Raw genomic sequence first — 21,882 nt, 5'->3', positions numbered from 1 at the left:
AAGTATCTTAACGCACTTTGACTGCTACAATGCATGATTTAAGAAGAGCACACGAGGGTTTGACGCAGGCTTTGCGTTTGCCCAGCAAACACTTTAGCGGGGAGACGTGGAGCGTATGGAGTACAAGACGACGGCAAAGTTGGTCATTCAAGCGTGCGACAAAGATCTGCCGGGCGTGTTTGGACACGGCTGCGTCTTGCTGCTGCAGGGTATCGCCCGCGAGCACTCACTCAACCGCGCCGCCAAGAGCATGGGCATGGCGTATTCCAAGGCCTGGCGCATCGTGAACGAGGCCGAAGGTCAGCTGGGCTGCAAACTCATCGAGCGCGACGGCGCCCGCGGATCCACCCTCACCCCCGCCGGCGAGCGAGCCATAGCGGTCTACGAGGAGCTGCGGGCCGACGTCAACAACGTCATCGCCACCAAAGCAAGCGACCTCATCGCAAGCATTAAAGAGTAGCTAGTTTACGAAGGGCATTGTCTAGGGCGGACGCTACGACCAGGGGATTGTCGGTGCCGGCGAAGAGACGGATGGTGCTCCCCTGCTTGCCGCGTGGGGCCGAAAGGCGCGTCGCTGCGCCGCCGGCGAGCGATGTGCGGAACTCCCCCGACAAAGCATCGAACAGCTCCCCTGCGCTAAGCTCGATAAGATCGAATTCAACTGCCGGGCCAAAACCATGCTCGAGGATCCCCGTTGCAACCACATGGTCGGGATGCGAGCTCAGCCCGGGATAGCGCACGTTGCGTACCATCTCGTTCGCAGCCAAGTACTCGGCCAGCGCACGGGCGCGGTCGAAATGCGCCTGCATGCGGGCGTTAAGCGAGGAAAGCCCACGCTCCAGCACGTCGGTCTCCTCGGTAGAAAGGTCGAGTGCCAAAGCACCGCAGCCCGCAAACAATACGTGCGCGCACTCGGCAGCAGCATCCACACGATGGCGCTTGAGCTGCGAGCGCGCCACCGAAGCGGCGACCAACTTGCGCGGAGCCTTACCAGCGCACACACGGTCGAGCGCCTCAAGTGACAGCACGGCACCCAAGCGCAACGGATCGCACCCAAAGACACCAGCCACGGTGTTATCCACCACGAGCAGCGCATGAGCCTCACGCGCTGCGCGGCCTAACGCACGAAGATCGGGAACGCGCAGACCAAACCCGCCGATGGAGTTGACAAACCACCATAGGTGCGGCCCCTCAGCATCAGGCGAAGCATCAAAGTTCTCGGACGCGGCAGCAAACGCATCAGCAGACGGCGGGTCCACAAGCACAACATCACAGCCTTCAAAGCCGTGCGCAAACGCATCGGCAAAGTCATCCGCAAAGGCCACCAGACGGTCACCGGGACGCACAATACCCAGCAGCGACAGAGCCGCCGGCACATGCGGGGCCGCAACAAGACGCGCCTCGCGCGCACTGGACCTCAAAGCCCAGGCCTCTTCTAGCTGCTGTACATCCACACGGCACCGTCCCTTCATAAGCAAAAACCCACGATGCGGGTGTTCCCCGCATCGTGGGCAACGGCTGCAGTATAGCGCCGATATGCGACGGCTCGCCTAAATGCTGAGCGTATGATAGTTTACGTTCGCACCCGGGGCGTCAACGGACACGCCATAGGCCTCGGGATAGATGCGTGTCGAAAACACGAGCGCGCCATCGTTCACAAACACTTCGACCGACGAGACATCGCCAACAATGCGCACATTACGAACCTCGTCGACGGGCTCCCAACGCACGGTACGACCGCAGCCGGCAGAAGCGCGACTCTCATCGGTAAATTGCATCTCAAAGCGCGAGGGCAATTCGCCCTCAGTGGGCACAAACGCCAGCTTCAGCTCGCCATCAACGGTCGCGGTGAACGCACCGTCAACACCGTCGACAACAACGTCAAAGCAGGTATCGCCGGCAACCTCCAACGAGCCCTCCCCTACACGCACCGAGGCATAATGGTGCTCAATCTCGCGCGCCGGCTGCTGCAGTACCACGCCGCCGTCACCGGCCGTAAGCTCGCGCGGCACCGTCATGCAGTGCTGCCAGCCGCACACCACGGTCGGTGCGTTGCCATAGGTCGGCTCATCGGGCATGCCCATCCAGCCGATTAGAATATGACGACCGTCCTCGGACGTGAACTCCTGCGGCGCATAGAAGTCAAAACCAGCGTCCCACAGGCGGAACTCGCCCAGCTCATAAGCGTCCTTGCCACCCGTAATGTCGCCCGATACAGGCATGTAGCCAGCGGCATACACATTGCCGCGATCCCAACGACCGCCCTCAAGGCCCTGGGGCGAGAACGACAAAAATGCAGCGGTATCGCCATTCGCATCGAGCTCAATATAGCCAGGGCATTCCCACATAAAGCCAAAACGCACGGGCGTAGACACACGGCTCTCGAGCTCCCAGCTCAGCATATCGGCCGAGCCATACACCAGGATCTCGCCCACATCGCGACCGGCGCCCTCGCCGTGCATAGCGCAAAATCGACTATCGACATGCGGCCCATCCACGCGACGACGCGCGCCCAGCACCATGTGATAACGCCCGTCCGCGTCACGCCACACCTTGGGATCGCGCACGTGGCAGGTCAAATCCTCGGGATAATCCTCGGACGCCAGCACCACGCGCTTTTGGTTGAACTCCCGACCGGCAAGGCCATCAACGCTCTCCACATAGACGGTATCGGCGCGGCGGCCAGTATTGACGTAGTCGTACGTACCGTCAGCATCGGAAAGCTTAACGTTGCCCGTATAGAGCACGCGAATGCAACCGTCTTCGGCAAGCGCGGAGCCCGAATACACACCGTGGCAATCGAACGGCTCGTCGGGCAGCAGTGGGGCGCCAACGTAGTCCCACGTCATAAGATCGCGACTCGTCGCATGGCCCCAGACCTTAACGCCGCCCTCGACATCAAACGGCGCATACTGAAAATAGGCATGGAACACGCCGCCTGCCTGGCAAAGACCGTTGGGGTCGTTGAGCCAGCCCGCCGGCGGCATAATATGGAAGCGCTGGCCATACGCGCCATGGCCGCACTCAGAGGCGGCAGCGTCAACAGCGGCAACCAGCTTTGCAAGGTCGCGGCCAAGTGCATTAGACATATCAAAGTCCTAACGGATCGAAAGTAACAAGGCGCCAGAGATCGACACCGGATACGGGAAACGCCCGCGAGCATACAACCCGCGGGCACCCTTCAATCAAAAGCTCTTAGGCCTGCTCGGAAGCCTTGGGCTCGTCCTTGTACAGGACAAACGAGACGCCAAAGGAAACCAGCGCGGCGACCGCAAACATGATCGCGTACTGCACGGGCTGGGCCAGGCACAGCAGGATACCGAAGATACCCGTAACGCCCGTACCGGAAGCGGCGAGCGAGGTGAGCGCGCAGACCAGGGCGCCGCAGCCGCCGCCGATGCAGCCAGCGATGAAGGGCTTAAAGAAGCGCAGGTTCACACCAAAGATGGCAGGCTCGGTAATACCCATGAAGGCGGACAGAGCCGAAGGAAGCGCTAGGCCCTTGATCTTGGCATCGTGGGTCTTAAAGGCAACGGCAAGCGCGGCGCCGCCCTGGGCGATGTTGGCGGCACTGGCAATGGGCAGCCAATAGGTCACGCCGTACTGGGCAAGCTGGCCCAGGTCGATGGCGGTGTACATCTGGTGAATACCGGTGACGACCGTGGGGGCATAGAACAGGCCGACGATAAAGGAACCGATGCCAAAGGGCAGGGTGAGCAGAGCCTGGATCAGACCGAGGACGGCATTCTCGGCCCACACAAAGACGGGACCGACGGCGATAAGCGTCACGAGCACGGTCACGAACACGGAGACAAGCGGGGTTACAAAGAGGTCGAACATCTCGGGAACGATCTTGTGCAGACGCTTCTCGAGGAAGGCAAGGATCGCGCAAGCGATGACGATGGGGATGACGTGGCCCTGATAGCCAACCCACTCAAAGCTGTACACGCCGGGGATGACGGTGACCATGGTCTGCACGCCCTCGGAGGCGACCGTGTAGGAGCTCTGCAGCGAGGAGTTGATGAACGCGCCGCCGACGACGGCGCCCAGGTACGGATTAGCGCCGAAAGCCTTGGCCGCGGAGTAGCCAATCAGGATCTGCAGGATGCCAAAGGACGTACCCGAGACCAGGTCGGCAATCTTGTAGATGCAGTTATTGGTGTCGAGCGCGATAAAGCCGTTGGAGGCCATAAAGTTGAGGGCGCTCATGATGCCCAGCAGCAGGCCCGAGGCCACGATGGCGGGAATGATGGGAACGAAGATATCGCCGAGGACCTTAATGGCGCGCATAAAGATGTTCTGCTGCTGCGCCGCGGCCTCCTTGACCTCAGCCTTGGAAGCAGCATTGATGCCGCCGAGGGCGATGAACTCGTCATAGACCTTGTTGACGGTACCGGTGCCAAAAATAATCTGGAGCTGGCCTTGGGCCTCAAAGACGCCCTTGGCACCGTCGATATTCTCGATGGCTTCCTTGTCGACCCTTGCGTTGTCGGCAATCACCAGGCGCAGACGCGTGGCGCAATGCGCGGCCGACACGACGTTGCCGGCGCCACCGATGTTGTCGAGCACCTCTTGGGCTGATTTGCGGTAGTCCATGACTTCCCTTTCGTCTAACGGGCGTTTTACACCCGGCCATCTTTGACACTTACACTGTAATCGTTTTCAGTTTCATATGTCTGTAATCGTTTTCATAGCAGGGTGAACGGTAGGAAAAAGCCGGCGAATGGTAGTTTTGGGACAAAAAACGGGGGACTCAAAGGCGGGCAGGCACGATCAAGACCTAGACATTCATCAACTGATGGCCGAGCTTAAGCGTCTTTAGGCCGTTCTCCCCCTCCGCGCCATCGAGCGTGTTGAGCAACATATTGGTCGCCTCGACACCGCTGGTCAGGTAGCCGTAATGCACGGTGGGAATGCCGCCCGTCAGCGCGCGCAAAAACGCGTTGTCGCCGAAACCGCTCACGCGGTGCATGCCCTCGCCCATGCCGCGAACCTCATCGATGGCACGCAGCGCGCCCGCCGCCATGGTGTCGGTCGCGCAGGCGATAAACGAAACATCGGGAGCGACGGAAAGCAGTTCACGCGCCGCACCATAGCCCGAGTCGAGCGTAAAGGACCCCTGGCGAATCAGGCTCGGATCAAGCGCCACGCCCGCGGCGCGCAAGCCAGCCTCAAAACCGCGACGGCGGTCATAACCGGCCGCGCGGTCCCCCTCGGTAACTCCAATATAGGCAATCTTGCCGTCAACGCGACCCGCAAGCGCATGGCCCAGCTCAAAGGCGGCCTCGTAATCGTCGTGATAGACGCACGCCGCGCCCTCAACCTTCTGGCCGATCAGCACGATGGGCACGCGGCACGACTCAATCGCCCGGCGATGCTCGTCTGTAATCATAGTTGCCACCAGCACAATGCCATCAACCGGATGGTTTTGGAACAAATCGAGGTATTCGAGCTCGCGATCGGCCGCGTTGTCGGTGTTTGCAAGCAGCATCTGGTAGCCACGGCGACCGAGCACCTGGCCAATGCCGGCGGTAATGCGGCTCACGGATTCCGAGTTGATCTTGGGCACGATGACGCCGATGAGCTTGGTGGAGCCGGTGCGCAGCGCGCGAGCCTGGCTGGACCGCACGTATCCGGTCAGCTCAATCGCCTGCTTAATGCGCTCGGCCTTGTCCGTCGATATGTAGCCACCGTTGAGGTAGCGCGAGACGGCGGCGCTCGAAACGCCGGCCAACTCGGCCACATCTTTCATCTTTACCACGAGTGCCCCTGTCGTTGAAATCGCTTTCACCATGATACCCGTGAAGACGGCATGCGAACCAAATCGGCCCACTCAGGTCGAGCAAACGCCATCGAGCGCGCGGATGGCGTCGGCATAGGGCATATCCACACCATCCGAGAACACCTCGACAGCCATCTCGACCTTGTCACCGCGCATGGTCTTGGACTTGACGGTGAACTTGGTGCGGCCAAAGGCGCGCACAATGTCGTCGCCGGTGGTCTGGCCCGTGTAGTGGATGACCATCATGTACACGCGCGACTTGTCCTGGTGGCTCGCAAAGCCGGCAATCATCACCACGATCACTACTGCTGTGAGCCCCACGAGCGCATACATGCCGGCACCCGCCGTAATGCCCGTGGTAATGGCCCAAAACAGATACAGCAGGTCGAGCGGGTCCTTGACCGCCGTACGGTAACGAACGATGGACAGAGCACCGACCATACCGAGCGAGATGACCACGTTCGTCGAGATCGCAAGCGTCACCATACACGTGAGCACGCACATGCCCACGAGCGTCACGGCAAAGCTGCGCGAATACACCACGCCGGTAAAAAAGCGCTTCTACACGAAATAGATCAGGATGCCCATGGCGAGCGCCACGAACATCGACAGACCAATCTTGGCAGGGTCGACCTGACCAAACCCACACTCGGCGGCACCATATCACGCACCGGCTGCGAGCAAAACTCGGTAAACTTGACCTCCATCACCAGTTTGCCGGCTCCAGCACGGGCAATGCGGACAGCGTTGCATCAAAAATGTCAAAGCTTCCCACCGCCGCGCGCGTTCATGTCAAATGTAATGCGCACGGTGCCCTCATCCATCACCCACGGCTCGCGCTCGTAGTCCACGATGGTCCGCGGGCGCATCATGTTGCAGATGCACTCGATGTAGAACTCGCGGCAGAGCGGATAGGGACTCCTCAGCAAAAAGTCATAGTCGACAGCCAGAATCTGCTCAAACTCGCCGCGCGTAAGTGGCGCGTCCTCCTTGTAGATCCAGCTGCCGTACTTCTTTTTGCGCTCAAGCTTAATCACCTTGTCGCTGCCGTTATAGATTTAGAACAAACGAATACCCAAACCCCTCTTAATCGCCTTATTCAAAACGTCGTTAAGTCGCTTAGGCCAATTCGCAATAAAGAATAGACAGGTGCAGCATGCGCAAAATGAATCATTGCTCAGACGATCAATCTCGTTGAGCAAAAGTTCAGAATGATTGATGTCCGCCACAGTCGCAGCTAAGTCAGCCATACGCTCGTTTGCATTTTGCGTCGCCTGTTCATTAGTTAACCATAGCGACCTCAGGGCATGAACGGCAATAATGCAAGCAAATGTATAGCCATCAATACGCCCAATATCCGCAAGCGAATCTCCCCTCCTGGCAACCCAGTCCTTGTAAGATCGCTGGCCAAAAATCACATCTGAAGGAACAAGGGCATCATCCAGAGAGAAATACATCAAGGGATCAAAATCACGGTATGCTTCAACCGATGGATAGCTTAGATATAGCTGACCCATATCAGTGCTATCGCAGTAATAGTCTTGCATTAGCTCAAGCCGCTTAGAATCGAGCCGATTGTCCTGAGGATCTAAGTCAAATATGAGCAAGGTATCAGTAAAACTGGATTCGAGAAGCTCTGTCGCATCATCTTTATCCGGAAGAAGCTCGGCAACAAAGGACCTAAGATCAACGGCCTCAAAATCGCAACCGTATTCTTGAAAGAGCTTGTCTAGAAAGTCATGAACATTAATCTCGACATGAACAATTTGATGATCATCTGCGAGGCTAAAAGTATCAAACATGCGCTCCATCAGCTGAGGCTCGCGTTTAGCACCTTCGACAATGAGCAGGACGTTCTTTACGGACGCATTGTTCATGACTAGTCAAACTCTCCGGCACGGAGGAGCTTCTCAATGTTGTTGCCAAGCCTCAACTCGCGATCGGTGGAATCGGCCAAAGTTCGAATGCCCCCTTTTGCAGAGATTTGATAAACGCAGTCAGGCCTCATTACGCCATTCTTAACAAACGAGGTATTGTGGGTCGAGCACAGTATCTGACACGATGCCTTTGAAGCAAAGAACTTCAAAAGGCTCTCTGCCATCTCAAAGTGGCAAAAAGCGTCAAACTCATCTATAAACAAAAAACTGGCAGACTCGTTTAGCTCAAGCTCAGAGAACAACTTAACCAGGGTTCTTGTACCGCTAGAACATGCCTCGACAAACGGGATGCATCGAATAGGGTGATTGAAATACAGAACAGGCGAGCCGTCGGACTCTTTAATAACGATCAGAGACTCATCGACTCCAAAATTGCGAATAAATGACTCGAATTCCGCAACTTTGTTCTCGCGTATGATTTTGTCGATTACCTTTTTTGTTTCAACCCCTTTTAAACGAAAGCTGTCCATGCGAATCAGCCGCATGTGCGAGACAAATCGGCGTAATTCAGCCAAGACACCTAAAATATTAGTTGGAAGACTGCTCGTTAAATATGAAAGAAGGCTCAACGAAGTATCGGAGAATTCAAAATTGATCCCAGCAGCACCGATTCGTTCAAGATGGTTCTCTTCGAAAACGCCGCGTGCGTTATTAAAATCGAAAATTCGTTTCTTATCAATCGATAGGGTCTCGTGAAGCCAAGTAGTCGGATAAGTCTTCTCATAGCAGTAATTGATTTCGTGACCGTCAAATTCAAAGACATAGGTGAACTGTGCCGTACCTCGCCCGCAGTCAGCATTCAAAAACAGACGATCATCCTGGTCAGAATAATCGAATGCCTTTGGAAAGCCGAGTGTAATGTCGAATAAAGCTGAACCGAAATTCGATTTACCAGACGCATTTCTGCCGATCAAAAGTGCTGTTTTCACGGTTCCGTTTTTAACGTTATTTTCTGCAAACTGGTAATCACGAGAAGCTGCGAAATTAAATGAAATCGGAGTCGAAAAATTCCTATAGCCATCAACAGTAAAACGCTTAAGCATGCGGCAAAATCTAGACATGCCGACCACACTGGACAGCGACAACGCTTCTACCTGCGGTTTTGTTGGGAAAATCTGGTTGTGTTCGGCGATTTCCACGGACCAAGCCGGACATACCGTCGCAAGGCCTCATCACAATTGGATCTGTAAGGAAAAGCCCAATTCCGGTCAATCCCTTACCGGCAACCACAGCGAATTAAGACTGAGCAACAACACGTCAGTAAAGTTACATACGAGCAGAAAATCGCACGCAATTTCGCCTTTTCTTTATTGAGATGTAAATTTTGACAGGCCGAATCTTACATCCATACAAATGATGAAAAGGGGCGGCCATTCAAAAGAAAAGCCGCCCCTCCGCAGGACGCAGGCCCGTAGGTTGACTGCGTCAATACCGCTAGATTCGCTCTAGTATCCTATCGGGTCCCAAAAGGTCAATCCAGTTAAAGACGGCAGGCAGCCCGAAACAACATCTTTCATGAATCTCCAGTCCCATCAAGCCCGATCGAACTTGACCGTCAAACCAGATACGGCCCAATCACATCAAATATCTCGCCAACCTTAGTTAAAGGGTTTTGCGCAGATGGCTTAATGTTACCCAGTTCCCTATGGTACGCGACGAGGCGCCCAGCACGCTGCAATGCTTCGCCTCGCCTATCATCCACTGCCCCAAACATCCCGTCAAGGTTCTTGCGGTACTCGATGCCCAAATTCTTCGACATCTCCTGCGCGAGGGCATGCTGGCAGTCGGACGCCGACATATGCGCGGTCGTGTAGCGAAAGTGCAGAAGCGGCCACAGCTCGAAACAGGGGTTGGACCACAACGCGTGGAAGGTCCTCGAACCATCAGAGAGCTCGTTGCACTTACGCTCCATCGCGTCGAAGTCGGACGCAGGGAAGTCATCCTTGTCATACACGAGCCACACGTGGTCGAACGTCTCGGGCGCATAGAGGCAGTGTTCGACGGCGAAGTCGAGCAGGTCGAGAGTATGTTTGCCAGTCCCCTTAACGACTACGGCAACCTTCCGCTCATTTGCTGCGCCTAACGCGGCGCGCACGCCCTCAAAGTATCGAGGCTCAGTCTCCTTGCCCTCGGTCACCACGAGATGGCGCGTCATCTGTACCATGCGAGAGCGTCCCTCGCGCTTGCCGCTGCGCCAGTCCCTCGACTTTTTCGCGGCCATATTAATCCCACTCCTCAATGCGCGTGAGATACGGGTCGGCACCATAGCGGCCAGACAGGTACTGCTTGTCGAATGCCGCGTTCTTGCTGACCAGGTTACCATTTGCCTCGTGGATGTCGGCGAGCGACCATAGCTGGCTCGCCTCCCACTCGCCGCGTGCAGCAAACCATATCTCGTCGCGGCGAAAAACATCGTTTCGCATAGTGGACACGTCCTGAGACGAGAAGATGAGCTGCGCGCCGCTCTTGTTGACTTCGGGATCTTTGAACAGCAGAATCACGTAGCGCAGGAGCTTCGGATGCAACTTGGCGTCGAGCTCGTCGACAACGACGGTACCGCCGCGTTCGAGCGCCGCCAGCAGAAACGACGCCAACCCCATGAGCTTCTGAGTACCGGCCGACTCCTCGGACAGGCGCAGCTCATAGCCCTTGCCGTCCACCTCATGCTTTACGAAGACGCGCTGGCCGCGCCATTCCGGAGCTTTCTCAACCCTAAAGCCATCGATACGTACGTCAACGGCACGCAGAAAACGCGTGATCTCGAGTGAGTCATCCTCGTCGAGCAACTGTTCGAGCATCTGCTCCAGATAGGAGCTGTTGTAGTTCAGGAACACCCCATCAAGAAACCAACTGGCGGCCTCTTTGATCACCGGCGCGTCAAAGTTGATGCAGAGAAACGACAGGTATGGCAGGCTCGGGTTGAATCTCGCAGCCGTCACGAGCTTACGCAACGTGGGACCAAGCTCAACCCCTGTCCCCTCGCGCTCGAACAGCATCGCCGTGCGTGACGCCCCCAATTTGCGCCGCCACAATCCTTCGGACACGATCTCGTCCGCATGCACGGACAGGGCATAGCGGTACTCATGCTCACCCGCGCGATAGTAGAGCTCGAACTCGGTGGGCTTAGCAGCCGACACGTCATCGAACTCGAACGCAGAGCAACGGGGTATCGAAGATCGGTTACCTTCTGGCGCATCAGTGCTGGCAGACAACAATCTGATCGGCCTTGCCACCGCCGAACGAATATAGTCAAGAGCCTCGAGCAGGTTAGACTTGCCGCCAGCGTTAGGCCCGTAAACCGCAGCTACCGGAAGGAAACTCTGCCCGTCAGGACACTCTATGAGGGAGCGCTCGAACTCCCTCATCGATGTTGCCTGCATGGAAAGCACAGTTTCGTCGCGATAGGATCTATAGTTCCTGAAGGTGAACTGGCAAAGCATCGTCCTCAACATTCCTTTCATTGTTTTGAAAAGATATTTCAGAGTTTTTATTTGATTATAGACCTTAAATAGCATCAATCAAGTGTTTGCAGCATCTGGAGCAAAGGGTACAAGGCCAAAACTCGGAAGTATGCGGCTGCGGACACGCTAATCCATGCCCGCAGCTGCAATGGCGTCAAGCCCCCCTATCCTCTCGGCGGGAAGGGATCGTGCCCGTGGGAATCCTTTGCGCGGATTCTGCCATCGGGACGATGGGTGATTAGCTCAGAGTGCTGATTAGAACTAATTTGACGACCGCGCTTTATAGCTTCGCCCTGAGTCCTCGTAACAAAGGAAGCGCGACGCGCCCCCTCGCCCTTAACCTGCCATTTGCCATCTGCCCGCTTCGTAACGTGCTGGTTTCTACCTTTCATGCTCGCCTCGCCTTCACGACCGATTGGTTAACGTGCTCACAGCATGAGGCTTGTAACAAGTTCACTCGTGCCGCATTGCTAAAAGCATAAATACTGGCGCGGACATAAACCGGACCTGAAAGGTGTCAGTATGGAATCTCGAAGAAGTACAAGCCGGCCTCATGCTGAAACCGCCGTATCGCGCATAGCCCATTCCTATAAACGCAGCTAGTGCTACATAAACTCAGAAAACAAGGAGGATACACATTGAAAGTTAATTGGACCTGTCTCTATCTATAGGAAATCGGAAGGTCTTGATGCAAGAATATCTAAATCCGCCAACTGCAACAGCCTTGTTTCCCTAGCGCATGACAGCCCATCACCCTGCAATTACTCTTTGCGATCGTCGGCAGGTTTTAAGGCCTCAGTCAACTCGTTCAGCATGGTCGTAAGCCGAGCAATGAGTCTTTTCGCATCTTCTCTATGGTCTTCGGTGACCACATCGCCGTAAAGCCTATCGTATTTTGAGCCTTTGCCGTGCGCCGCCCCCGCCGACCGAAGGTTCTGAAGGTCACGGAGAGGCTTTAGGTCGGCCACGATGTCATTCCCACTAAGAAACGCCTCCAGCTTGTTAATACTACCCTTCGCATCAGCGCCCTTTAGAGAACTTTCATCGATGTAGTCGACAAGAGCTCTCGTGAGGGCCATAATCACGGCCTCAAATTCAGGCTCGCCATTACCAGATGGAATGTGGATTTGTTCAAGAATGCCTTCGTCAGCACGGTGGAAAGGCCTGAACAGCGCCAGGCCAAACCGCTTTTCCCACGCTTTATCAAGCTCCATGCGCGCTCTCATAAGCATGGAAACGGGGCCTGTCGGATCCTTAACCCACATGTTGAGCAAATCCGTCTTGAACACCTCATCAGAAATGCGCTGGTCAACGGGTGACCTCTCGAAGGAGAGGAAGTGGGTGCGCTCGCTCTCGGGAAGATCGCGTCCCAAATCGCCGAGATACACCATGACTCTGTCCGGGTTGACATTGTCAATCTCGCACCTCCACTGGCTCCCACATGAAATGTGGTGCTCGCTAACATCGAAGAGAGGGTTGCTCCTGTACTTATCGAGTACAGCGGGCTTAAAGAAAACGGGGGTTAAGTAATGTGGAGCGCAAGGCTCCTTTTCAATGTGGGTGCCAAGCTTATTCGGGTCGCATGTGTATCGAACGAGCGAACCGTCAGGTCGTTCATCGATGATGAACTCAGGGTACCGTTCTCTCTTCTCATCGTACGGCCATACGCCGCAAGTCTCGACGTCGCCGGGCTCGATAAAGCTTCGAGCGTAAAGCATCGATAGCAGGTAGCTTTCATCAGCATCGCTCGTGTACCATTGCCCGATATGGTAATTCCCCCCGACCTCATCACTCTCTGAAATGCACTTAGTGCTCCCCAAAGGAAAGCTGGGCGCAGATGCGAATCTCGCGTCCACAAAGTGGACGAAGAGACATTGCTTAGCCGCAATAAAGCGCAGCATATATTTGGTCCTGACGCGCACCTCGTCTTCAGCAAAGTCGACGACTTTTTCTCTCTCGCCACACCTGTCGACGCTATAGTAGCAACCGTCTTCGCCGCGGTAGAGTTCAAACAGCATGATAAATTCCTGGTTGACCAGAATCTGCGCTTGGTCGAGCGGATAGAAATACTGCTCGGCAACAATAAAGTCATAGCCTTCGTCACGCCCGTTATGATAAGTGACGTCGTCTCTATACATGCAGAAGCCTGGTGAGAAGCTTAAGGCGTTCTTTAGCCAATCATCACCTGCAAGAATCTCCTCTTTTTTTGTAAGATCGGCAAAACAGGCGAAAACAGAAGGCCTTCCATCAGCAGCATCATGGTGCGAATAGACAGTAACCCATGCTCCGGAAAGAGGATTCTTAACCAGTTCGATTACCTTCTCCTGCTTAAACGGATCGGCGTCGAGACCCAAGTTGGCTAAAACCTTTGAAACCGCTTCGTTCATATGCACTCCTTATCATTTGGAACCATCATCGAAGACTAAAGCGAGGGTGAACCTTGAATCGAATCGCATCAACGCAGCCGAGAAGACTAAACACAGCACTTGATGAATAGCTTCCCGAATGGTGTTAGCCTAAAAACATGATGTACGCAATCAAACCGCCATCCATCAGAAGGCGTAATGTCCTTCTTTATATTTCGGATCCTTTCAGAATCCTCAATACCAAGATAATCGTCTTCTCCCTCATAACAGTACGTTTCTCCGCTTAGCAGTTTCAGTCGCTCCAAGTTATTCAAATACAAGGACACGTTCTCAGGGCATTGGACGATGGCATCGAATACGTTCGTATAGTTTTCGCAAAGCAATCTCCACCGAGCTTTAATTGGCATGTCATCATCTTCAACAACGCGCAAATCAATAACCGGAATATGATCCTTACCAGGCTCTTTAGAAAGAAACGACATCATTTTGGCTTCATCGGGAGTCAACTGTCCGATTATGCTAACAAAGCTCGGATGAACCAGATAAGAAACCCTTTTATCCATAGAGGACGCGAGTAAATTAACGTACAGGTCCCTTAAATCCTGACTGTCATACGAATACGACAGCTGCTGAATAGCCGGTACCACAACATTAGGTGCAGGCTCGCAAAAACAGTCCTCCGGGACGTCTCCCATCTTTCGATCAACTTGCCGAATCGCCTCCTCGATATTGTTCTCGCCGTTAACCACCCATTTATTCCAGGGGCCAAGTATCACAGCGACCGTTCTAGGAACCAAGCTCAGAGTGTCTCCGAGTGACGAGAGCGCAGGATGCGCGACATCGTCATAAGCTTTACCCAATACAATGGATGACTGAGATGCAACTTCTTTGGAAAGCTCGTCCATTCAATCTCCCTCAATTCATACCGACATCAAGTCCATGATATACAACGCCCACATTGACACAGCCAACAACGGGAAGAGCCGTCTCGCAATGTAACTCCCGAAACGACCTGCCGAAGGACCGCCTATGCCCAGCCGAATTCCTTCAACGACGCCTCAATCATATGCCTGATGATGTTATTCCCTAGCTCTCTTTGGACGAGCTCCGTTTCCCCTGGCCTCCCGGAGAGATGCATGCAGCTGTTGTATATGGAGCCCAACAGGTGAAATGTCTCTGGCACCTCAACTCCATGCTCACTCGCATAACGGAGCCTGTCCTCGGTCCCTGTATTAATTTTCAGAAATCCAGGCTTATCATCTGCCGCCAGCCTCTCATAACTGAGCCTCTCGACAGCCAACCTGATGCCACAGCACACTTCCGATGGAGCAAAGGGCTTTCCAGAGAAATAATCGCCGAGCTTTGCCTCCATACCACACCGAAACGATGAGGGGCTCTTCAGCTCACCTTTAATCCCCTGCTTGGCGATATACTCCAAGACATCTTCGGAGGCTTTGTCACAGTCCGAGAAATGAAGGTAATGGGAGGAAACCGACTTATAGATATCAGGGACTTCCTTTTGGCACCTTTTTCTGTCAACGAGCAACGCATTCAAACACCCCTTTACAGAGTCGCTCCCTGAATTGGGAATGTATGAGGTATGGAAGCTTTTGAAACGAAAGCTCTTAAAGAGACCTGGGTCAAGATGCGTCAAGATGATGACATAGAGGTTCTTCCCGGAATTCTTGAACTGCTTCATCATCTCCAGTAGAAAGTGTTGGGCGACAAGCAGGTTGGCATCGTCAAGGTAATCGAAAACCTCATCGATAAGCAATAGAGCGTTTTCTTTCTCACCAAACTTCGTCCTTGCTCGAAATAGTGCAACACACAGCTGGAGTACGTCAATCTCGCCGTTAGAGGCCTCATCCCAATCGGGAAAATCAACGACGAGCTGATGGTTCCTGACTTTAGCCTCGACCCCATACCTAGTTCTGTTCAGCAATGGAAGCATCTCATTGATATCATCCTTAATCTTGCGGAATCGAAGGTATGAAACGGCTCCCTTTATATCGCCACGCCTCTTCTCGATAAACCTATTGACCTGTATCGCATTCAGGTAGTTCGAGATATTCCCCTTCTCGGGATACCAACGATCAAGGATTTCCTTGATTGAACTCAGTGGCTTTACAGAAGAAATGTAACTGAGAACTTCATCCTCACTAATATCCCCGCCGATGCCCGTTTCGAGCGAAATGACACCTTTAAAAAAATCATTGACTGCTGCAGCGTATCGGGAACCCTCAGTCGTTTTAAAAGCGGCATCGCAGCTGAGCAGCTCGCTAAGGAACTCATAGCTCTTGAATGCCTCGGCAAGGTTATCCATTCTCCCGCGTAAGATCGACGCATATTTCTGTCGCTCCGCAGTGACTGAATAGTCCAAGTGGACAGTGGCTGGCACCTTCTCGTAAAAAACACACTGTTGGACGCTCATCTTCGTTTGACTGAGAACCCTTGGCCCCACCCGGCGGTTCGTCATATTTGCATACAGCCCAGAGCGGATAACCTGCACGTCTACCCTACTCGCAATTTCATTCGAATCAGCATTAGCACTCATTGTCACGCCATCGTCAAAAGTCACGGACAAGGAGACGTCGTCCCAGTCCTCCTCGTTATAACGATCAGCGTCTGCCAATTTTAGTCGCCTGGTGTTAAGGGATGCGAACGCCGCCGCAAGCGAAGACTTACCCGACCCGTTAGGCGCCACAAGAAAGTTAGGCTTGTTCGGGTAAAAATCGCATGGCACGTCAAGATGGTTAATCCCCTTAACATGGTTGCACGTAATACCGGTAATCCTCGCCATCGTAAGCCCCTCCCTGCTTTACGGCACAGCACTTTCTATGCGAGAATTATCAATTTTACTGCTGCTCGAAACATGCGAACATAAGTACCTCTAGTAAAAAATGAACCGATGACGATAAAGCAGCACCGGTGCGATCAGGCAGTAAACGGCCAAGCTCCTTCACGAGAATCTAACTTAACAGAAACACTAGACTGAACCCAAGCTGACCAATCGAAAGCGAAGCCGGTTTCTTAAAACTGTCAACGCTTTTGTCATCGAAAATCTACCAGCGGTTGATAAATGCTGTCCGCCGATTTCCTCAAAGCAATTAAACTACTTTACTCACAAAAAGTAACGTACACCTATTATCATTGCCTCAAGCGCTGGCTAGATTTCAAATATGAGAGTGTCCGAGAACAGTTAGCTATTAGCCAACAGCCCATCGGATCCCATTCAATAGAAAGCTCGCTGGGCGTATAAGAGAAAGCCAAGAAGGCAGCCCGGCAAATGGCCCACTACTAGAAAGGATGGTCATGTACGCAGTTATTACTCGCACACGCTATAGATGAATAGTGGAGGGAAATATGGAAGAAGAAGTCGAGGGTATTCCATATAACCATTAGCTAGCAGACGTTAAAGTTCGTGAATCAGGCCACACAATATGTTTTCAGTTTCAGCTCCAGTCATAAACTGGAGCTATTTTTATCCGCCCATTGCTAATTGTTGTTCTTGAATATACCGAAGATTACTGAGCTCAGTTTAGAAACAGCCGACGGCTCCTGAACCTTTAGTCCGATCTCTTTGTTTATTTCATAGCCCCTATCAATTTTTAACTGATAAGTCTGAACCCCACGATCGATCTCACGTTCACGCTCGCCCCATATTTCCATCAGTTTAACAATATGGGTGTAGCTGTAATTCCCCACTTCCCTGCCATTGTTAACGGAGCACAAAAAGGGAAAGACGTAGTTAACGGCCCTGAAAAAAGGCCGATGAAACGACGGGTATAGAACCTCCTCATTAGCCAACCCACTATTAACCATTAATGAAAGCTGTTCCAGATAATTCGATAACTCCGTGAGCGTTTTATTAAAAAGTGAAGCAAACGTTTCGTTATCAATACAGGCTCGATCGATAGGCATAAAAATATCTGGATGCAATTCTGCGAGCTCAGCGTACTTACCGGCGGCCTTTTCAAGGTTTTCACTATTTGCCAAGTAAGATAGCAAACCTTGTTTAACGTTCGAACTTGACGTACCGGCTATGGAGATGAATTCTTTTTCGGAAAACGACTTTAAAGAATGAACCGATAGGCTCATAACGGCTTGAGCATAAATGGAAACTTCGGAAGAGACGAAACTGAATAGCTTCATCCTGGGCAGAACTTCGGCCCTAAAAGTATCGGCAAAATTAATGGACCATTCAGAGGCTTTTATATAGCTATCGTTACGCATCTGCTTAACAGCAAGCCGATAAGAACCGATTGCAGCAAAAAGAGCGACAGCAGTCGCAAGATCTGCCAATGCGTTCAAGTCGTTCGACAAAGGTCCAAATAATTCCTGAAGCACAGCGTTTCCCATCAATTAGACGCCTCTACATGAAGCCAATTAATCAACATTGATAAAACGTCATGCACCAGACAATGAACGTAATATAATTCTACTTTAGTTTTCTCGAACCGTGTGCGAGCGCAGCCCTTCAATAATCACAGTGAGCCAACCGCGCCTGCGACAGCGCTCAACGACACTGATTATTTCGTGTCAGCATCAAAGGACATATTTGTATAAGACTGATCGTCGATTATGGTCTTTCTACCCAAGCATTCCAGCTGCGCAACATGTCCCCCGTCTTCATCCTTCACTACTTTCAGCTCGAAGGATTGCATGTATCTGAAACCTAAGCAGTCATAGAAAGCAATTCCCAGTTCATACTCCCCGATCGCAGAATCAGTTTGCGTATCTATGAAAAAACCAAGGTAAAAACTCTCCCCATGATCAAGCGTCAAGGATCTAACGCCTCGCCAAACCGCACCTTTGCGATTAACGCCGACCTTTACATTGTTGGCGCAACCAGGGCCAACGTTCTTGAACCTCAATGGAACATAAATTGTCGGATTGGGTGTTGCGAGGCTAAGGCCCTCTATTGATTCAGATAGATAACTATGTGTAACACGCTTCCGCTGCTCACTGGTAAGACCGTCTTTATACTCAATTGTATTTCCAATTAGCACGTAGGTATCGCGTTCTTCAGCCTCATAATACTCTTTGGATTCGCTATTAGACCCCGCATCAGAGGAAGCAGATTCTTCAGGATCGCCTTCGCATTGCGGAAGATCTGATAGCCAGCCTTTCCTGTTTTTCTGCGTCAGCATAATCATTGAGAAATATGGAGCGGCGCTCATCCTGCTCTGCGTCCGTTGTTGATCCCAAGCATCAACGATACCGTAAACAATGCCCAAAAGGGCAATAAACGCTGCCCCCATGGTCCCACAGTAGCCAAGCATCTCGCCGGCACTCCACGGTGTTCTAATAACGACTTGTTGCGCGTCAACTGAATACAGAAACGCTATAACAAGTGGTGGAAGAAAGATAATGACAAGACTAGCTATTAATAGATTGGCAGTCTTCTTACTAAAGGCAAAGGTTTTGCCTAGCCGTTTCTTAAAGCCTTCCTTCATCTTGCCTCCCGATAGAAAATAGGATGCCGCGAAAAGCACCAATATGCAGCCAAAGAATACGCCCACAGAAAGCAATTGTAAGCGCAGCATATATGCCAACAATTCACCACTATCAAAAAGCTTCATCAGGCAGCAGATTGCCATTTGAACGCCCCCAAACAAGCAAAGTGAAGTCGGAATCATTCACAGAAGAGGAGGGGGCGCTATCGACCGAAACCCAAAAGCCGCCGAACGCCAAAACAGGATCGCCGAATAGAGGTCATTAATCCAAACCGTAAAGCTACTTGCTAACTACATTTTCTAGACCTAGAATTAGGTTTAGAAAATGTAGTTGATTGGAGATAGATGTTTGCTCAACAGCTTGACAGTTTAACGCCAAAGGGCCACCAACGACCTTGCTTTGCAAGCCCTTCTGATGTGCATCCGGATCTTTCCGAAGAGATGTTCAGGAAAGCACTGGAGTATGCACGAGACACCACGACCGTCTTGGATAACGGCTTCCTTCCCCCAACGGCGCGGGGCACCTTTATGTATCACAACACAATTGCCAAAATTTGTGAGTTGATGGCGGAAAAGGGTTGGAAGTCGGAGAGCGTTAAAAACCTACCTTATACGATCTCCGCAGACGCTAGCGTCAAGATTACCGTTGCCACAGGCGACGCCTCAACTGGCAAAAAAGGAGGATTTGGCCCAAAGCTAAAAGAGAAGGGCAAGACACCGTCAGTCGTAGACGGTCAAATGACCCTATTCGATCCTGATAATTACGCCGTGGATCAACAAGAAGGGAAATTGTGGTACCTGGTAATTTATGTGGACTATTGTCATCAAGAGATCCGCATGGAGCTCTCAAAGCCAGTCTTCGACAAAAACAACCAAGTCAAAGATTGGAGAAGCCGCATCATCATGAATCCCATTCCGCTGCAGGACGTCCAGATTTCGCTCCCGCCCGACGAAGAGGTGCCGACCATCAACATTTCGCCTGTTGAACCGAGTGAACCCGATTTGGCGGTTGGATAATAGCCAAAGCGTTCATGCGGACCCCCATATCATTAGAAATGACAACCGCTTTGAACCTACTATACGAATGAGGAAGTAAATGGAAGGCACACGCCTAACTCTTGCGCGAAAATTGAGAGGCTTTTCGAAAAAAGAGCTAGCTGAGCTTGTAAAAGTCACGCCCAAGTCTATCGCCGACTACGAAAACGACGCTACTAATCCGAGTTCTGAAATCGAGCAGCGCTTGATGCAAGCACTGCGTTTTCCCGAAGCATTTTTTAATTTACATACAACGGAGCCCATGTCAGAAAAGGCTATTTCATTTAGAGCAAGAACTAAACTCAAAAGAAGTCAAAAAGACATTGCAACCGCCGAGGCAACGCTTGCAACGGAACTATCCGACTGGTGCAACACCAAGTTCAACCTACCAAAAACAGACGTCCCCACCATAGAAGGCGTAGACCCCGTTCTCGCGGCAGAAATGCTTCGTAAAGAATGGAAAATGGGAGAAGGCGCTATCCCAAATCTGCTAGCCCTCCTCGAGAGCCACGGTATCCGTATTTTCTTTGCCGGAGAAATCGGAAACGAAGTTGACGCCTTTTCATACTGGGAGCCAAGAACCGAATGTCCATATGTGTTTCTCACGACTTCAAAGAGTGGTGAGCGACGCAGGATGGATGCGGCTCACGAACTCGGACATCTAGTGATGCATCGAAATCTCGACATGGGAACTTCGGCTACAAAAGAAATCGAGGCCGAGGCGAACAGGTTCGCCTCGGCATTCCTAATGCCCAAATCGACCATGCTGAAATATACGCCCCGAGGCTTTAGCCTACGGGACGCAGTGGACCTTAAAAAGCGATGGAGGGTATCTGTAGCAGCATTTATCTTTAGATCACACGATATTGGCTTGCTCACGGATTGGCAGTATCACAATCTTTTCAGGCAATTAAGCGCGGCAGGATGGAGAACGGATGAGCCCAACGCGATAATTCCAGAACAGTCTGAGGTAAATAAGCAGGTCATCACCCTGCTCTCGAAGATGCCGCAAAAACTTAGTACAGCAACCAATGAAACTGCATTGCCCCTTGAGCTGTGCTATCAGCTGCTTACCGGAACAAGTGCGCAAGTTGTACTAGGTGGGAAAACGCCCACAAGCAAAACATTTAGACGAAAGGCCGATCTAACAGTGGTTCAGTAATCCAAGAGCGATCGCGTTGACGCGCTTCCGCACGGTCGAATACAGGCTGGATGCAGAGGAGGGGCTGCGGCACATCCGAGCCGAGTTCTCGGGGCCGAACGCCCCCTACAAGCAGACAGCCGCTACGGCACTACTGGATAATCTACTAGGCACTACTGAGTAATTTACTGGGTAGTGCCCAAGCGCGAGTTGGCAAGTCCGCCGAAGCCCAGAGAAACGGCTCCGAAGAATGAAGCGCCTTGCCGAAAAGGGGCTTCTCGAATGGGTCGGATTAAACCGGCACGACCCAGGACAGTACTATCGAACAAGTGGCGGGAGGTAAGTGCCTGCCCGCTACTGCTCGCGGTATTTATGCAGATTGGGAAACCGCCGCATTGCAAAGGACGGATTGGACTGAAGACGCCCTCAATCGAGCAGTTCCGTATGGCTTCCCAGTCACGTTGCCATCAGCGTCAGCCTGTCGCCCTCGACGCGGCATATCAGAAGCCAGCCGGGGGCGAGGTGGCATTCCCTATGCCCCTTGTAGTTGCTGACGAGCTCATGGTCGTGAAGTTGCGCGGGAAGCTCCTCTTCTGGTTGGAGCGTCTCGAGCACATTCTCAAGCACCCGCATGTTACGGCCCTGCTTCTTCGCCCGCTTGTAGTCCTTCTTGAATTTGGCAGTGAACTCGAGCTTCAGCATGG

20 protein-coding genes are annotated in these 21,882 nt (G+C 52.6%); 3 read left to right on the top strand and 17 right to left on the bottom strand.

Annotated elements, in window-relative coordinates; all coding sequences use genetic code 11:
• Nucleotides 1-115 precede the first annotated feature (115 nt).
• A complete protein-coding gene (locus tag ACESWY_RS04130; protein ID WP_138112359.1) occupies nucleotides 116-460 on the top strand; it encodes a winged helix-turn-helix domain-containing protein in 345 nt (114 codons plus the stop codon).
• Here ACESWY_RS04130 and ACESWY_RS04125 read toward each other — a convergent pair.
• The 16 genes from ACESWY_RS04125 to ACESWY_RS04050 all read right to left on the bottom strand — a co-directional run bounded on the left by ACESWY_RS04125 (nucleotide 450) and on the right by ACESWY_RS04050 (nucleotide 19,146).
• The gene (locus tag ACESWY_RS04125) at nucleotides 450-1,454 is read right to left on the bottom strand and encodes a PLP-dependent transferase (RefSeq protein ID WP_175406027.1); all 1,005 of its coding nucleotides are present in this window, start codon (nucleotides 1,452-1,454) and stop codon (nucleotides 450-452) included. The genes ACESWY_RS04130 and ACESWY_RS04125 overlap by 11 nt on opposite strands.
• A gap of 96 nt (nucleotides 1,455-1,550) precedes the next feature.
• Entirely contained in the window at nucleotides 1,551-3,089 is a 1,539-nt protein-coding gene (locus ACESWY_RS04120) for a glycoside hydrolase family 32 protein (RefSeq protein WP_138112356.1), read from the bottom strand.
• Between the two features lie 106 nt (nucleotides 3,090-3,195).
• Nucleotides 3,196-4,596 (bottom strand): PTS transporter subunit EIIC, encoded by a 1,401-nt coding sequence (locus tag ACESWY_RS04115; RefSeq protein ID WP_196022607.1) that lies wholly within the window; start codon nucleotides 4,594-4,596, stop codon nucleotides 3,196-3,198.
• A gap of 184 nt (nucleotides 4,597-4,780) precedes the next feature.
• Nucleotides 4,781-5,752, bottom strand: coding sequence for a LacI family DNA-binding transcriptional regulator (locus ACESWY_RS04110; RefSeq protein ID WP_240126060.1), 972 nt, complete (start codon nucleotides 5,750-5,752; stop codon nucleotides 4,781-4,783).
• Between the two features lie 81 nt (nucleotides 5,753-5,833).
• Nucleotides 5,834-6,325 carry a DUF4956 domain-containing protein gene (locus tag ACESWY_RS04105; RefSeq protein WP_338324430.1) on the bottom strand — a complete coding sequence of 164 codons (492 nt, stop codon included), beginning with the start codon at nucleotides 6,323-6,325 and terminating at the stop codon, nucleotides 5,834-5,836.
• A 218-nt stretch (nucleotides 6,326-6,543) separates the two neighbouring features.
• Nucleotides 6,544-6,819: a VTC domain-containing protein gene (locus ACESWY_RS04100; RefSeq protein WP_204986382.1), complete on the bottom strand. Its 276-nt coding sequence runs from the start codon at nucleotides 6,817-6,819 to the stop codon at nucleotides 6,544-6,546.
• 21 nt (nucleotides 6,820-6,840) lie between these two features.
• Nucleotides 6,841-7,659, bottom strand: coding sequence for a hypothetical protein (locus ACESWY_RS04095; protein WP_161116085.1), 819 nt, complete (start codon nucleotides 7,657-7,659; stop codon nucleotides 6,841-6,843).
• A 2-nt stretch (nucleotides 7,660-7,661) separates the two neighbouring features.
• The gene (locus tag ACESWY_RS04090) at nucleotides 7,662-8,858 is read right to left on the bottom strand and encodes an AAA family ATPase (RefSeq protein ID WP_161116086.1); all 1,197 of its coding nucleotides are present in this window, start codon (nucleotides 8,856-8,858) and stop codon (nucleotides 7,662-7,664) included.
• Between the two features lie 416 nt (nucleotides 8,859-9,274).
• Nucleotides 9,275-9,940 (bottom strand): RloB family protein, encoded by a 666-nt coding sequence (locus ACESWY_RS04085; RefSeq protein ID WP_271742751.1) that lies wholly within the window; start codon nucleotides 9,938-9,940, stop codon nucleotides 9,275-9,277.
• Between the two features lies 1 nt (nucleotide 9,941).
• Entirely contained in the window at nucleotides 9,942-11,084 is a 1,143-nt protein-coding gene (locus tag ACESWY_RS04080) for an AAA family ATPase (protein WP_373202140.1), read from the bottom strand.
• A gap of 260 nt (nucleotides 11,085-11,344) precedes the next feature.
• Entirely contained in the window at nucleotides 11,345-11,572 is a 228-nt protein-coding gene (locus tag ACESWY_RS04075) for a DUF2188 domain-containing protein (RefSeq protein WP_373093169.1), read from the bottom strand.
• A 369-nt stretch (nucleotides 11,573-11,941) separates the two neighbouring features.
• Complete coding sequence (locus ACESWY_RS04070) at nucleotides 11,942-13,567, bottom strand: hypothetical protein (protein ID WP_373093170.1); 1,626 nt, start codon at nucleotides 13,565-13,567, stop codon at nucleotides 11,942-11,944.
• Between the two features lie 86 nt (nucleotides 13,568-13,653).
• Nucleotides 13,654-14,451, bottom strand: coding sequence for a DUF4393 domain-containing protein (locus ACESWY_RS04065; RefSeq protein ID WP_373093171.1), 798 nt, complete (start codon nucleotides 14,449-14,451; stop codon nucleotides 13,654-13,656).
• Nucleotides 14,452-14,573: 122 nt separating this feature from the next.
• Nucleotides 14,574-16,346, bottom strand: a complete 1,773-nt coding sequence (locus ACESWY_RS04060) for an ATP-binding protein (protein WP_373093172.1) — start codon at nucleotides 16,344-16,346, stop codon at nucleotides 14,574-14,576.
• A 695-nt stretch (nucleotides 16,347-17,041) separates the two neighbouring features.
• Nucleotides 17,042-17,905 carry a hypothetical protein gene (locus tag ACESWY_RS04055; protein ID WP_373093173.1) on the bottom strand — a complete coding sequence of 288 codons (864 nt, stop codon included), beginning with the start codon at nucleotides 17,903-17,905 and terminating at the stop codon, nucleotides 17,042-17,044.
• 170 nt (nucleotides 17,906-18,075) lie between these two features.
• Nucleotides 18,076-19,146, bottom strand: a complete 1,071-nt coding sequence (locus ACESWY_RS04050) for a hypothetical protein (RefSeq protein WP_373093174.1) — start codon at nucleotides 19,144-19,146, stop codon at nucleotides 18,076-18,078.
• 201 nt (nucleotides 19,147-19,347) lie between these two features.
• Here ACESWY_RS04050 and ACESWY_RS04045 point away from each other — a divergent pair, with 201 nt between their 5' ends.
• Nucleotides 19,348-20,019 carry a hypothetical protein gene (locus ACESWY_RS04045; protein ID WP_373093175.1) on the top strand — a complete coding sequence of 224 codons (672 nt, stop codon included), beginning with the start codon at nucleotides 19,348-19,350 and terminating at the stop codon, nucleotides 20,017-20,019.
• 79 nt (nucleotides 20,020-20,098) lie between these two features.
• On the top strand, nucleotides 20,099-21,199 hold the full coding sequence (locus ACESWY_RS04040) for an XRE family transcriptional regulator (RefSeq protein WP_373093176.1): 1,101 nt from the start codon (nucleotides 20,099-20,101) through the stop codon (nucleotides 21,197-21,199).
• 435 nt (nucleotides 21,200-21,634) lie between these two features.
• Here ACESWY_RS04040 and ACESWY_RS04035 read toward each other — a convergent pair whose 3' ends face one another.
• Complete coding sequence (locus ACESWY_RS04035) at nucleotides 21,635-21,880, bottom strand: type II toxin-antitoxin system YafQ family toxin (protein ID WP_373093177.1); 246 nt, start codon at nucleotides 21,878-21,880, stop codon at nucleotides 21,635-21,637.
• Between the last annotated feature and the right edge of the window lie 2 nt (nucleotides 21,881-21,882).

This window comes from Collinsella aerofaciens ATCC 25986 (assembly GCF_964237925.1).
In the GTDB taxonomy this organism is placed as follows: Bacteria; Actinomycetota; Coriobacteriia; order Coriobacteriales; family Coriobacteriaceae; genus Collinsella; species Collinsella aerofaciens_BJ.
The sequence above is the reverse complement of the archived record's forward strand: the minus strand, read 5'-3'. Positions and strand labels throughout refer to the sequence as shown.